At 70.6% G+C, this 12396-nt stretch carries 13 protein-coding genes; 6 read left to right on the top strand and 7 right to left on the bottom strand.

The window, feature by feature from the left end; translation table 11 throughout:
* Nucleotides 1–170: 170 nt before the first annotated feature.
* Complete coding sequence (locus F6W97_RS39250) at nt 171–1343, top strand: low temperature requirement protein A (RefSeq protein WP_155375682.1); 1173 nt, start codon at nt 171–173, stop codon at nt 1341–1343.
* 99 nt (nt 1344–1442) lie between these two features.
* Here F6W97_RS39250 and F6W97_RS39245 read toward each other — a convergent pair whose 3' ends face one another.
* Complete coding sequence (locus F6W97_RS39245; protein WP_230687347.1) at nt 1443–2231, bottom strand: enoyl-CoA hydratase/isomerase family protein; 789 nt, start codon at nt 2229–2231, stop codon at nt 1443–1445.
* A gap of 56 nt (nt 2232–2287) precedes the next feature.
* Between F6W97_RS39245 and F6W97_RS39240 the strand changes: the two genes are divergently transcribed.
* The gene (locus F6W97_RS39240; protein WP_230687346.1) at nt 2288–2662 is read left to right on the top strand and encodes an Mth938-like domain-containing protein; all 375 of its coding nucleotides are present in this window, start codon (nt 2288–2290) and stop codon (nt 2660–2662) included.
* Nucleotides 2663–2667: 5 nt separating this feature from the next.
* Here the strand turns inward: F6W97_RS39240 and F6W97_RS39235 are convergent, their stop codons facing one another.
* Together F6W97_RS39235 and F6W97_RS39230 are read right to left on the bottom strand one after the other, a co-directional pair.
* Entirely contained in the window at nt 2668–3462 is a 795-nt protein-coding gene (locus F6W97_RS39235; RefSeq protein WP_155375680.1) for a maleylpyruvate isomerase family mycothiol-dependent enzyme, read from the bottom strand.
* 27 nt (nt 3463–3489) lie between these two features.
* Complete coding sequence (locus F6W97_RS39230; RefSeq protein WP_155375679.1) at nt 3490–3900, bottom strand: winged helix-turn-helix transcriptional regulator; 411 nt, start codon at nt 3898–3900, stop codon at nt 3490–3492.
* A gap of 67 nt (nt 3901–3967) precedes the next feature.
* On the opposite strand from F6W97_RS39230, the gene F6W97_RS39225 reads away from it, so the two are divergent.
* Complete coding sequence (locus F6W97_RS39225; protein ID WP_155375678.1) at nt 3968–4915, top strand: NADP-dependent oxidoreductase; 948 nt, start codon at nt 3968–3970, stop codon at nt 4913–4915.
* A gap of 46 nt (nt 4916–4961) precedes the next feature.
* Here F6W97_RS39225 and cspE read toward each other — a convergent pair whose 3' ends face one another.
* Nucleotides 4962–5165, bottom strand: a complete 204-nt coding sequence (gene cspE, locus F6W97_RS39220; protein WP_155375677.1) for a transcription antiterminator/RNA stability regulator CspE — start codon at nt 5163–5165, stop codon at nt 4962–4964.
* Nucleotides 5166–5467: 302 nt separating this feature from the next.
* On the opposite strand from cspE, the gene F6W97_RS39215 reads away from it, so the two are divergent.
* A complete protein-coding gene (locus F6W97_RS39215) occupies nt 5468–7030 on the top strand; it encodes a glycoside hydrolase family 10-like protein (RefSeq protein WP_230687345.1) in 1563 nt (520 codons plus the stop codon).
* 98 nt (nt 7031–7128) lie between these two features.
* Here F6W97_RS39215 and F6W97_RS39210 read toward each other — a convergent pair whose 3' ends face one another.
* From F6W97_RS39210 to F6W97_RS39200, 3 genes are all read right to left on the bottom strand, one after another.
* Nucleotides 7129–8664 (bottom strand): GGDEF domain-containing protein, encoded by a 1536-nt coding sequence (locus tag F6W97_RS39210; protein WP_155375676.1) that lies wholly within the window; start codon nt 8662–8664, stop codon nt 7129–7131.
* 108 nt (nt 8665–8772) lie between these two features.
* Nucleotides 8773–10344, bottom strand: a complete 1572-nt coding sequence (locus F6W97_RS39205; RefSeq protein WP_155375675.1) for an amino acid permease — start codon at nt 10342–10344, stop codon at nt 8773–8775.
* A 104-nt stretch (nt 10345–10448) separates the two neighbouring features.
* The gene (locus F6W97_RS39200; protein ID WP_155375674.1) at nt 10449–10718 is read right to left on the bottom strand and encodes a hypothetical protein; all 270 of its coding nucleotides are present in this window, start codon (nt 10716–10718) and stop codon (nt 10449–10451) included.
* 204 nt (nt 10719–10922) lie between these two features.
* Between F6W97_RS39200 and F6W97_RS39195 the strand changes: the two genes are divergently transcribed.
* Together F6W97_RS39195 and F6W97_RS39190 are read left to right on the top strand one after the other, a co-directional pair.
* On the top strand, nt 10923–11762 hold the full coding sequence (locus F6W97_RS39195; RefSeq protein WP_155375673.1) for a nitrilase-related carbon-nitrogen hydrolase: 840 nt from the start codon (nt 10923–10925) through the stop codon (nt 11760–11762).
* 11 nt (nt 11763–11773) lie between these two features.
* Nucleotides 11774–12396 (top strand): amidohydrolase family protein (locus tag F6W97_RS39190; protein ID WP_155375672.1); only part of this gene is annotated, 623 nt, incomplete at its 3' end.

Here is a 12396-nt window from a genome sequence, read left to right as displayed (position 1 = left end):
CGGTCCCCGCGTCGATGGGGCATCATGGGAGCGCTTCCATCTTCCGATGTCTATGCGATGGACATCGCCCCTCCGGTGTGGACCGGGGCCCGGCGCCGCACATACGCCGGGCCCCGAGGGCTTCTCCGTCCCGCCCGCGCGGCGTGATCCACCGGCGGTAGCCTGCGAACATGGCCGATGCGACGCGCAGGATGCTGTACCGACCGATGACCTCGCGCTCGCCCGACGAGCCGCACCGGGCGGCCACGCCACTGGAGCTCTTCTTCGACCTGTGTTTCGTGGTGGCCGTGGCCCAGGCCGCCGCCGAGCTGCACCACGCGGTCAGCGAGAACCACATCGGGCACGGCGTGCTCGGCTTCCTGATGGTGTTCTTCGCGATCTGGTGGGCCTGGATGAACTTCAGCTGGTTCGCCTCGGCATACGACACCGACGACGTGCCCTACCGGCTGACCACCATGGTGCAGATCGCGGGCGCGCTGATCCTGGCCGCCGGCGTGCCCCGCGCCTTCGAGCACGGGGACTTCCTGATCATCACCATCGGCTACGTGGTGATGCGCCTGGCCATGGTGACCCAGTGGCTGCGGGTCGCCCGCCAGGACCCGCCCCGCCGCCGCACCGCGCTGCGCTACGCCGCCGGCATCACCGTGGTACAGCTCGGCTGGGTGCTGCGCCTGCTCCTGCCGCCGAGCTGGGGACTGGCCTCATTCGTGGTGATGGCGCTGCTCGACATCCTGGTGCCCCTGTGGGCCGAGCGGCCCGCGCCGACCCGCTGGCACCCGCACCACATCGCCGAGCGGTACAGCCTGTTCACGCTGATCGTGCTCGGCGAGTCCGTGCTGGCCGCCACGGTGGCCATCGAGGGCGCGAGCGGCACCGGGCACAACGCGGCGCTGATCTGGCTCGCCGCGGCCGGGCTCGTGATCGTGTTCAGCATGTGGTGGCTGTACTTCGACCGCCCCGCCCACGACCTGCTCACCTCGCTCAAAGCCGGCTTCAGCTGGGGCTACGGCCACTTCTTCATCCTGGTCGCCGCGGCGGCGGTCGGCGCCGGGCTCGCGGTCGCGGCCGACTACGACAGCCACGTCGCCCACGTGTCCGGGGTGGCCGCGGCGTACGCCGTCGCGGTCCCGGTCGCGGTCTACCTGCTCAGCCTGTGGGTGCTGCAGGTCTGCCCGCACCATCGCGGGCTCGTCGTGTACGCCTTCCCGGTCACCGTGGCCCTGGTGCTGCTGGCCCCGTTCACGCCCGCGCCGATCCAGGTGATCGCCCTGCTGATGGCCGCACTGGTGTCCGTTGTGGTGCTCGCCAGCCGATCGCCCTCACCGGCCGACCTCGATCACTGACGCGGGCGCGGCGAGATCCGTCGACTTGCCAGGCAATCGGGCGTAGCTGGCCTCAAGATACGCACAGCTGCCAGGCAAGCCGGATGATCGAGGGCGGGGTCAGTGCGGGGACCAGCCGAAGGCGGGGCGGCGGCGGTCGACGAAGGCGGCGATGCCCTCGGCGGCCTCGCCCGACTCGGCCATCTGGCGGTGCCAGTAGGACACCCGGGTGTCGTCGTGGTGGCCGTCCCCGGCCATCGTCACGATCTCCTTCGCGGCGACCTGGGTCAGCAGCGAGCGGGCGGCCAGCGTCGCGGCGAACGCGGCGACCCGGTCGGCCAGCCGGTCCGCCGGGTGCAGCTCGTCGACCAGGCCCACCCGCAGCGCGCGGTCGGCGTCGATCAGCTCGGCGGAGAAGAGCAGGTGCTTGGCCGCGGACGGGCCGATCAGCGCGACCAGCCGCCGGGTCGTCGGGGCGGGGTAGACGATGCCGAGCCGGGCCGGGGTGACCCCGAACCGGCTGCCCTCGGCGGCGAAGCGCAGGTCGCAGGCGACCGCGAGCTGGCAGCCGCCACCCACGCAGTCGCCCTCGATCCACGCCAGGGTCGGTTTCGGAAACCGGGCCAGCCGCTCCTCGGCGAGCACCGCGATGCTCCGGTCGCCGTCGGCGATCAGCCGGTCCACCTCGGTGATGTCGGCCCCGGCACAGAACGTGCCGCCCGCGCCGGTCAGCACCAGCACCCGCACGTCCGGGTCGCCGGCGAGCTCGTCGAGCAGCTCCGGCAGCCGGGCCCACATGTCGTTGGTCATGGCGTTGCGCCGGGCCGGGTTGACGAAACGGATCGTCGCCACATGCCCCGACAGTTCCAGGTCCAGACGGGGCGGTGCGGCGGCGGGCGGCTCGGTCACCTGGCGGCCTTTCTGCGGGTACGGGCGGGCGGGTGCATCGTGCCACAATGCCGGACGTGGATGAGCGGAGATCGCCGAAGGTGCTGTCGCTGGTGTGGGGCGAGATCGAGATCGAGGGCGCGGGCCGGGTCAAGGACGCCGTGCTGTTCCCCGGCGGCGGCGGCCCGTGGGACTGGAACGTCACCGGCACCCGGCACTCCCCCGGCATCCAGCCCGCCGACGTCGAGCCGCTGCTAGCCGCGGGCGCGACGTCGGTGGTGCTGTCGCGCGGCCAGCACCTGGTGCTGGAGGTGATGCCGGAGACCGAGTCCTACCTGGCCGAACGCGGTGCCGATGTGCACATCGCCGAGACCCGGGAGGCGGTGCGCGTCTACAACCTGCTCGCCGACGCGGGCGTACGGGTCGGCGCGCTGCTGCACTCGACCTGCTGACGGGCTCAGCCCATCGACACCCGCTCCAGCCAGTCTTCGAGCAGCTCGCGGTCGCCGTGCACGTGGACCTGCGCGAAGTCGAGCGGCAGCCGGCGGTAGAGGATCAGCAGCAGCTCGGCTAGCGGGGCCTGCAGCGCGACGGTGGCCTTCTCATGGCCGTGCCGCCAGGTGACGCCGTCCGGACCTAGTTCAATGAGCCATTCGGCGTCGAGGCCTTCGACGGTGTCGGTGGCGTGCAGGTGGATCGAGCGGGCCGGGCCGAACAGCTCGGGCAGCTTCTTGAACACGCGGGTGCCCAGCTGCGGGTCGACGGCCAGCTCCAGCAGCTCGTCGAGGGCGTCGGCGGCCAGGTCGGGCGCGATGGTGAAACCCGCGCCGGTGGTCAGCGCCGCGTCCGCGCGGTGCACCAGGATGTCGCACGCGGCCCGGCGGGCCCAGAAGGTCAGCGTCTGCGGCATGCCGAAGATCTCGGCCAGGTCCTGCGGGGCGCGCTCGCGCAGAGTCCGGGTGTACGCGTCCGCGCCGTCCTGCATCCAGGTGGTCAGCGTGTCCGGGTCGTCGGTGTCGGGCACCCCGGCGCGGGTGTGGTCGCCGAGCGCCGGGCGCGGGCCGGGCTCGCCGCGCACGGCGGCGTCGGTCATGTGGACGTTGCCGCCGACGTGCCGGACCAGGTCGGCCAGCGTCCAGTCCGGGCAGGTCGGCACCTTCGCGCTCAGGTCGTCGCCAGGCAGCACCTCGCGCAGCAGCGCGGTCTGGGCGGACACCTCGTCGCAGTACCGGTCATAGGTCAGCCGTGCCATGCGGCCCAGCCTATCCCGGTTTGCCCGTCATTCGACCGGCTGCACCTCGCGGGCGGACGACTCGTCGTACGCGTTGCGGGCCACGACGATCTCGTCGAGGTGTTCCTCGGCCCAGCCCCGGATCGCCCACACGAGCCCGGCGGCGCTGCGCCCGAGATCGGTGAGGCGGTACTCGACGCGGGGCGGGATGGTGGGATAGACCGAGCGGTGCAGCAGGCCGTCGCGCTCCAGCTCGCGCAGCGCCTTGGTGAGGCTCTTCTGCGAGATGCCGTCGAGCCGGCGCTTCAGCTCCCCGAACCGCATCCGTCCGGGCACCAGGGCGCCGAGGATCAGGCACGTCCACTTGTTGGCGAGCACGTCGAGCACGGTGCGGGAGGCACACCCGCGCAGGTAGGCGTCGGCGCCGCCGCAGGACCGCAGGTCGGGGATGGTTTCCATAAGGTACCTGAATACCATCGAGGTGCCTTCTTCACAATGGATACCGGCGGCGACCACGATGGACCGCATGTCAGAACACATGCGAGCAATGCGCCAGCAGGTCCTCGGCGGCCCGGAGGTCCTCCTCCCGGTGGAGGTGGAGCGCCCGGTCCCCGGGCCCACCGAGGTGCTCGTCGAGGTGCACGCGGCCGGGGTCAACCCGGTCGACTGGACCGTCCGCCGGCACGGCCTCTTCCTGACCCCGCCGTACACGGTCGGCTGGGACGTCTCCGGGGTGGTCGCGGCGGTCGGCGCGGGCGTGACCCGCTTCCAGGCCGGCGACGAGGTGTACGGCATGCCGCACTTCCCCCGCGCCGCGGGCGGCTACGCCGAGTACGTCACCGCGCCGTCCCGGCACCTCGCCCGCAAGCCCGCCGCCCTGAGCCACGTCGAGGCGGCCGCGCTGCCGCTGGCGGGGCTCACCGCATGGCAGGCGCTGGTGGACACCGCCGGGGTGCGCACGGGCGACCGGGTGCTCGTGCACGCGGCGGCCGGTGGCGTGGGTCATCTGGCGGTGCAGATCGCCAAGGCCCGGGGCGCGTACGTGGTCGCGACGGCGAGCGTCCCCCGGCACGAACTGCTGCGCGGCTGGGGCGCCGACGTCTGCGTGGACTACCGGACCGAGGACTTCACCGCCGTCGCGCGCGACATGGACGTCGTGCTGGACACGGTGGGCGGCGACTACGAGGAGCGCTCGCTGGGGGTGCTGCGCCCGGACGGGCTGCTGGTCAGCATCGTGGCCGTGTTCGCGGCGCAGCGGCTGGCGGCCAAGGCGCAGGCGGCGGGACGGCGTGCGGTGACGCTGCTGGTCGAACCGGACCAGGCCGGTCTGGCCGGGATCGCGGCCCTGGCCGACGGCGGGCAGTTGAAACCGCTGGTGGCGGCGGTCTTCCCGCTGGAGGAGGCCGGGCGGGCGCACGAGCTGGGCGAGGGCGGCCACACCGCGGGAAAGATCGTGCTGACGGTCGCGCGGTGAACGCCCGAGGGACGGGCAGACTGCCCGTCCCTCGGATGATGCGCGCTCAGACCGGGCGGATGTTCGCGGCCTGCGGGCCCTTCTGGCCCTGGGTGATCTCGAACTCGACCCGCTGGTTCTCGTCGAGGCTCCGGTAGCCGTTGGACTGGATCGCGGAGAAGTGCGCGAACACGTCCGCTCCACCGCCGTCCGGGGTGATGAAGCCGAAGCCCTTTTCCGCGTTGAACCACTTCACGGTGCCGACAGCCATGTCAGATACTCCTTGGTGAGGCTGCGAGTCCACTCCGTGTGAACTCTTCGCCTCCCGTACCGCACCAATGCGGACAGCGCCCGGGTCGTTTCTCGGGCGCTGCGGGTATACGGGAGGACGAGGTTATAACCCCGGGAATGTAACACGCATGCGCACGCGAACTGCACCGATAATGCTCGTGTCGCACCGCCGTGTCACGGATCGACGGCGGAAGATCGGTAAATCTTTACGACACAGAATCGTCCTGCGAAACTTTCCGACACAGCCCGGCCGGGCTCTCGGACAGATCGACAGGAGACGACGTGCGAGCCAGACGGACCATGGTGACGCTGCTTACCGCCGCCGCGCTGACCGTCGCGGGCTGCGGGCAGGCCGCTGCCCCGCCCGACGACCCCGCGCCCGCCGCGGCCCCGACCGCCGCCGACGGCTGCCCGCTGGGCGAGGCCCCCAAACGCGCGCTGCGCGGACTCTGGATCGCCTCCGTGGTGAACGTCAACTGGCCGTCGACCACCGGGCTGTCCGCTGCCCAGCAGCAGGCCGAGCTGCGCTCGCTGTTCGACCGGGCCGTGGGGCTGCGCTTCAACGCGGTATTCCTGCAGGTGCGGCCCACCGCCGACGCGTTCTGGCCGTCGCCGTTCGAGCCGTGGTCGCAGTACCTCACCGGCACCCAGGGCGTGTCGCCCGGCTACGACCCGCTCGGCTTCGCGGTCGCCGAGGCGCATGCCCGCAACCTGGAACTGCACGCCTGGTTCAACCCGTTCCGGGTGTCCATGCAGCCCAACGTCAACCAGCTCGTGGCGGGCCACCCAGCCCGGACGCACCCGAACTGGGTCGAGGCCTACGACGGCCGCCTCTACTACAACCCCGGCGTGCCCGCCGCCCGCCAGCACAGCGCGGACGCCATCATGGACGCGGTCACCCGCTACGACCTCGACGGCGTGCACTTCGACGACTACTTCTACCCCTACCCGGCGGCCGGGCAGACCTTCGACGACGCCGCCGAGTTCGCCGCGTACGGGGCCGGCAAGACCCTCGACGACTGGCGGCGCGGCAACGTCGACACGTTCGTGCAGAACCTGGCCACCCGGATCAAGCAGGCCAAGCCGCACGTGCGCTTCGGGATCTCCCCGTTCGGCATCTGGCGCAACCAGACCACCGACCCGCTCGGCTCGGCCACCAACGGGCTGCAGTCCTACGACGCCATCTACGCCGACACCCGCAAGTGGGTCAAGCAGGAGTGGATCGACTACGTCGCACCGCAGCTCTACTGGACGATCGGCTTCCCGGCCGCGCCGTACGACGCGCTGGTGCCCTGGTGGTCGCAGGTCGTCGCGGGCACCCGGGTGCAGCTCTACATCGGCCAGGCCGCCTACCGGATCGGCGGCACCACCGACCCCGGCTGGAGCAACCCCGCCGAGATGCCCGACCACCTGCTGCTCAACCGGCAACACCCCGAGGTCGCCGGGGACATCTACTACTCGATCGAAGAGTTGCTGGCCAACCCGCTCGGTTTCGCCGACCGGCTGCGCACCGACTTCCACGCCCACCCCGCACTGGTCCCGGTCTCGCCGCTGGTGCCGGGCACGGCGCCCGCGACGCCGGGCCAGGTCACGGCGACCAGGGTCGGCGGCGGCATCCGGCTCAACTGGCAGGCGGGCGGTGGCGCGCCCGCCTACTACGCGGTGTACCGGGCCGACGGAGCCGGCTGCGGCATCGAGGCCGGACGCAACCTGCTCGGCACCGCCCGCGGGGCGACCACGTTCACCGACCTGGCCGCGCCACCGGTCGGCCAGGTCACCTACTACGTGACCGCCCTGGACCGGACGCACCGCGAGAGCGCACCCCGCGGCGTGACACTCCAGTGAAGGACTAGGTCTTTCACATAGACGTTGGCCTATCTAGATGAGTCCGATCGCCGGATTTTCATCCAGATAGGCCAACGTCTATCGAGTCGCGGGGGCGGTCAGGCGGGGCGGAGGGCGCGTTTTTCGCGGTAGAGCTCCTCGTCGGCGTCCCGCACCACGGCGTCGAGGTCGCCGCCCGCGGGCAGCACCGACCAGCCCATGCTCATGCCGACCGGGGTCCCGGGGACGAGCGCGTCCCAGTCCTCGCCCACCACCGACGCGATGATGCGGCCGCCGACCTCGCGGGCCTCGGCCAGCCCGGTCTCCGGCAGGATCACCATGAACTCGTCGCCGCCGAACCGGGCGGGCAGGTCCTGGCCGCGTACGCTCTGCGCCAGCAGCCCAGCGATCCGCTGGAGCACCAGGTCGCCCGAGCTGTGCCCGTGGGTGTCGTTGACGGCCTTGAACCCGTCCAGGTCGATCAGGCCCACCGCCGCGTCGGCGCCCCGGCCCGCCAGCTCGGCGGCGAACGCCTTGATCCGCCGCCGGTTGGGCAGGCCGGTCAGCGGGTCGCTCATCGCCGCGTCGGCGTGCTCCTGGGCGATCTGGCGCAACCGGTCCTGGTCGAGGCGGGCGTTGACGCTGTCGATGTACCGGTCCCGCAGCGTGCCGTCGTCGCGGGTGATGACCCGCAGCATGGCCCGTTCGGCCTCCACGGCCCCCGCGTGGTCGCCGATGCGCGACAGCGCGATCGAGCGCAGCCGGTGCGGTTCGGCCTCGCCGAGCCAGGTCCCGCTCGCCGCGGGCTCCCCGAGCAGGCGCAGCGCCTCGTCGGGGCGGTCGGCCGCGATCGCCTCGCACACCGTGGTCAGGTAGACGACCTGCGAGAAGGACTGGTCAGGGCTGTCCGGCGTGGTCCCGCCGCGCACCGGGTCGCCGCCCACGGGGCGGTGGCCCAACGCGGCCAGCCGGGCCACCGAGTACCGCAGGTAGGTGCGGTCGGACACGGTCAGGTCCGGCTCGGCGGTGCTGCCGAAGGTCACCACCTCCCACAGCTCGCGTACGCAGTCGTCGGTCATGCCCTGGTGGTCGCGGGCCACGGCCGAGCGCACCAGCGTCTCCAGGCAAGCGCAGTTGGCCTCGGCGATGCCCGCGGCCACGCACGTGCGACGGCCGGCCCGCATCGCCTCGACGGCCTTGGCATGGAAACCCATCGCCGAGTACGTCACCGACATGTCGTGCCAGGTGCTCACCGCGGCCTGGTTGGCCTCGGTCATGCCGCGCAGCACCCGCTCGGCCTGCACCAGGTTGCTGACCGCGGTGCTCATCGACCCGTCGGCGAACGCGGCATAAGCCGCCAGCACGTGGTATTCGCCGCTGAGCCGGGGACTGTGGCCCGCGTGCCGCAACAGGTCGGCGATCCGGTCCAGCAGCGGCGCCGGGCGCGCGGCGCCACCCTGGTTGAGCAGGCCCGCGACCTTCTCGATAAGGGCCTGGGCGACCCGCAGTGCATCACCGGACTCGGCGACGATGCGGTCGGCGAGCGCGATGGCGTCAGCCGACCGGCCCGCCACGAGCAGGTCGCGGAACGTCACCCACTCCGCGGCCAGCTGCTCGCCGTGCGCACGGTTGGGCGGATCGTCTCGCCTAGCCACACCCCATTCCACCTTCTTCAGCCCACCGCCCGACGGTGATTCCCCGTTCGGCGTCCCGGTCCGGTCCGGTTCGCGCGGCAGCTCGACGGCTGCCGCGCGGACCGGTGGTCAGTCCAGCACCGCCACCGGGGCGTCGGCGGTCGCGACCCCGGCGGGGAGATCCACAGTACGTCGGGGTCCGGTGAACCACTTCCGTGCGGACACGATCCACCACACCCCGATCAGCAGCATCACCGTACCGACTGCGATCGGCGCGTAGTTCACCGCGGACCAGTCGAACTCGTCGCTGAACGGCACCCCGGCCGGCACGGTCGGCAGGATGAAGTACACCGAGATGACGATGATCTCGATGGACGCGATCCAGCCCAGCACCTTGTAGCGCCTGCCCAGCGTCCACGGGCCCGGTTCGAAGCTGTCGCCGGCCTTCAGCCGCAGCATGATCGGGATGAGGAAGGCCAGGTAGAGGCCTATCACGGCGACCGAGACGACCGCGTAGAAGGCGATCGGGGCGCCGTTCTTCTGGTACAGCGCGGGCAGGGTCAGCAGGCCGCCCGCGACGCAGCCCGCGACGACGGCCCAGACCGGGGTGCCGTTGCGGTCCAGTCGGGTCCACAGCCGCCAGCCGGGCACCGCCCCGTCGCGGCTGAACGCGTACATCATCCGCGACATCGAGGTCACGCAGCTCATGCCGCAGAAGAACTGGCCGACCACGGAGATGATGATCACGACTTTGAAGAAGCCGGACGACAGCGCGCCCTGCAGCAGCACCCCGACGAAGCCGTAGCCCTCGGTGACCGCGCCCGCGTCCTTCACCGCGAACAGCAGGGCCAGCAGCAGGATCCAGCCGCCGATCGCGGAGTAGAAGATGGACCGCCACAGCGCCTTGGCCGCGTTCAGCGCCGCCCCGCGGGTCTCCTCCGCCACATGCGCGCAGGCGTCGAACCCGGTGATCGTGTACTGCGTGAGCAGGCCGCCCAGCGGCAGCACGTACAGCCAGAAGCCGAGGCCGGAGGTGCTGCCGCCGTTGAAGCCGTTGCCGTTGATCGTCTCGGTGAAGACGAAGGACGGGCTCTGGTGGCTGGTCGGCACGACGATCAGGATGGCGACGATGACGGCCGCGCCGAACACGTGCCACCAGACCGAGATGTCCTGCAGCCGGTTGATGATCCGCGCGCCGAAGATGTTGACCAGCGCGTGCAGCACCAGGATGCCCAGGAAAAGGTAGAACGCCTGGGTGAAGGTGCCCGCCCAGCCCGGCACGGTGTTGGCCAGCGCCAGGTTGAGGAAGGTCGCGCAGCCGTAGTCGACCGACGCGGTCACCGCGACCAGCCCGATCAGGTTGAACCAGCCGGTGAACCAGCCGTGCACCGGCCGCCCGAGCTTCGCCGCCCACCAGTAGATGCCGCCCGCGGTCGGATACGCCGAGACCAGCTCCGACAGGCACAGCCCGATGATCAGGATGAACGCGGAGATGATCGGCCAGCCCCACGAGATGGCGATCGGGCCGCCGTTCATCCAGGCCTGGCCGAATGTGGTGAAGCAGCCCGCCAGGATCGAGATGATGGAGAACGAGATGGCGAAGTTGGAGAAGCCGCTCCACCCACGGTGCAGTTCCTGCTTGTAACCGAGCTCGGCGAGCCGTGCGGAGTCGGTGTCCGTTGTCTGCGCGGGATCACTCATGATTGCCCCTTCTGGCGCTGGACGATGCACGAGTGTCCAGCGTTACAGAGACATATGGCAATACTCCGTTGAGCCGATCGCCGCGACGGGCTACACCGCGCCGATCAGACTGCGCCGATCAGGATGAGGTTGTAGTACTCGATGAGCTTGTAGCCGAGGAAGAACGCGATCGCGACGGCCAGCAGCCACGCCACGACGGCGTACGTCCGCGGGAAGCGCCGGGACACCCGCGGCCGGTCGCGCACCGCCCGCCACAGACCGCCGAACCACCACTGCCTGCCGAGCCACTGGGTGACACGCCAGTAGAAGGTGGTGCGGGCGGGCTCGGCGTCCTTGCGCATCCACTCCGGCAGCGATGAGCCTTCTCTGGTCATGGCGGAGCATTCTCCCTGCGCGGGCCGCCGCCCGCTGCCCCCTCGCCCACCACCTGCGCTTTCCCGCCGGGGCGGACAGGGTGCCCGCGTGACTTCGCACTATTCGCTGAGAATATGGTTGTTTATCCGGCACGTCGGGGCACACCGGTGCGGTTCGCCTGGTTACCTGGAGTACCGGCTCAACAGGCTCGCAGGAGGTGCCGCATGTCGCGCGTGATCCGTGCCGCGCTGGTCCAGACGACCTGGACCGGTGACAAGGAATCGATGATCAAGGCGCATGAGGAGTATGCGCGTCAGGCCGCCGCGCAGGGTGCGAAGGTGATCTGTTTCCAGGAGCTTTTCTACGGCCCGTATTTCTGCCAGGTCCAGGATGCGCAGTACTACTCCTACGCGGAGTCGATCCCGGGTCCGACGACGGAGCGGTTCCAGGCTCTGGCGCGGGAACTCGGGATGGTGATGGTCCTGCCGATGTACGAGCAGGAGCAGCCCGGCGTGCTCTACAACACCGCGGCGGTGGTCGACGCCGACGGCAGTTACCTGGGTAAGTACCGCAAGACTCATATTCCGCAGGTGAAGGGGTTCTGGGAGAAGTTCTACTTCCGTCCGGGCAATCTGGGTTATCCGGTGTTCGACACGGCGGTGGGCCGGGTCGGGGTGTACATCTGTTATGACCGGCATTTCCCGGAGGGTTGGCGGGCGCTGGGGCTCAACGGCGCGCAGATGGTGTTCAACCCGTCGGCGACCAGCCGGGGGCTGTCGTCCTACCTGTGGCAGCTGGAGCAGCCCGCGTCGGCGGTGGCGAACGAGTACTTCATCGGGGCGATCAACCGGGTGGGCATCGAGGACCTGGGCGACGACGACTTCTACGGCACCTCGTACTTCGTCGACCCGGAGGGCGCGTTCGTCGGCGACACGGCCGACGCGCACCAGCCGGAGCTGCTCGTCCGCGACCTGGACCTGGGGCTGCTGGACACGGTGCGCGACCGCTGGCAGTTCTACCGCGACCGCCGCCCCGACGCCTACGGCCCGCTGACCCAGGCCTGAGGAGGCACGGCGTGTATCTGCTGATCAAAGGCGGCACCGTGGTCACCGCGACCGGCAGCCACCCCGCGGACGTGCTGGTCGAGGGCGAGAAGATCGCCGGGCTGTTCTCCCCGGAGAGCACCCCGGCGGTCGAGGGTGCGCAGGTGGTGGACGCGAGCGGCAAGTACGTCATCCCCGGCGCGGTCGACGTGCACACCCACATGCAGCTGCCCTTCGGCGGCACGTCCGCCTCGGACACCTTCGAGACCGGCACCCGGGCCGCGGCGTTCGGCGGCACCACCACGATCGTCGACTTCGCCGTGCAGCGCACCGGCGAACGCATCCCGGACGGCCTCGCCGCCTGGCATGCCAAGGCCGATGGGAACTGCCATATCGACTACGGGTTCCACATGATCATTGGTGGGGTCGACGACGAGTCGCTGAAAGCCATGGACTCCCTGGTCGACACCGAGGGCATCAGCAGCTTCAAACTGTTCATGGCCTACCCCGGCGTCTTCTACAGCGACGACGGCCAGATCCTGCGCGCCATGCAGAAAGCCCGCGACAACGGCTCCATGATCATGATGCACGCCGAGAACGGCATCGCCATCGACGTCCTCATCGGCCAAGCCCTCACCCGCGGCGAAACCGACCC

Source organism: Catellatospora vulcania, from assembly GCF_009720385.1.
In the GTDB taxonomy this organism is placed as follows: Bacteria; Actinomycetota; Actinomycetes; order Mycobacteriales; family Micromonosporaceae; genus Catellatospora; species Catellatospora vulcania.
The sequence above is the reverse complement of the archived record's forward strand: the minus strand, read 5'-3'. Positions and strand labels throughout refer to the sequence as shown.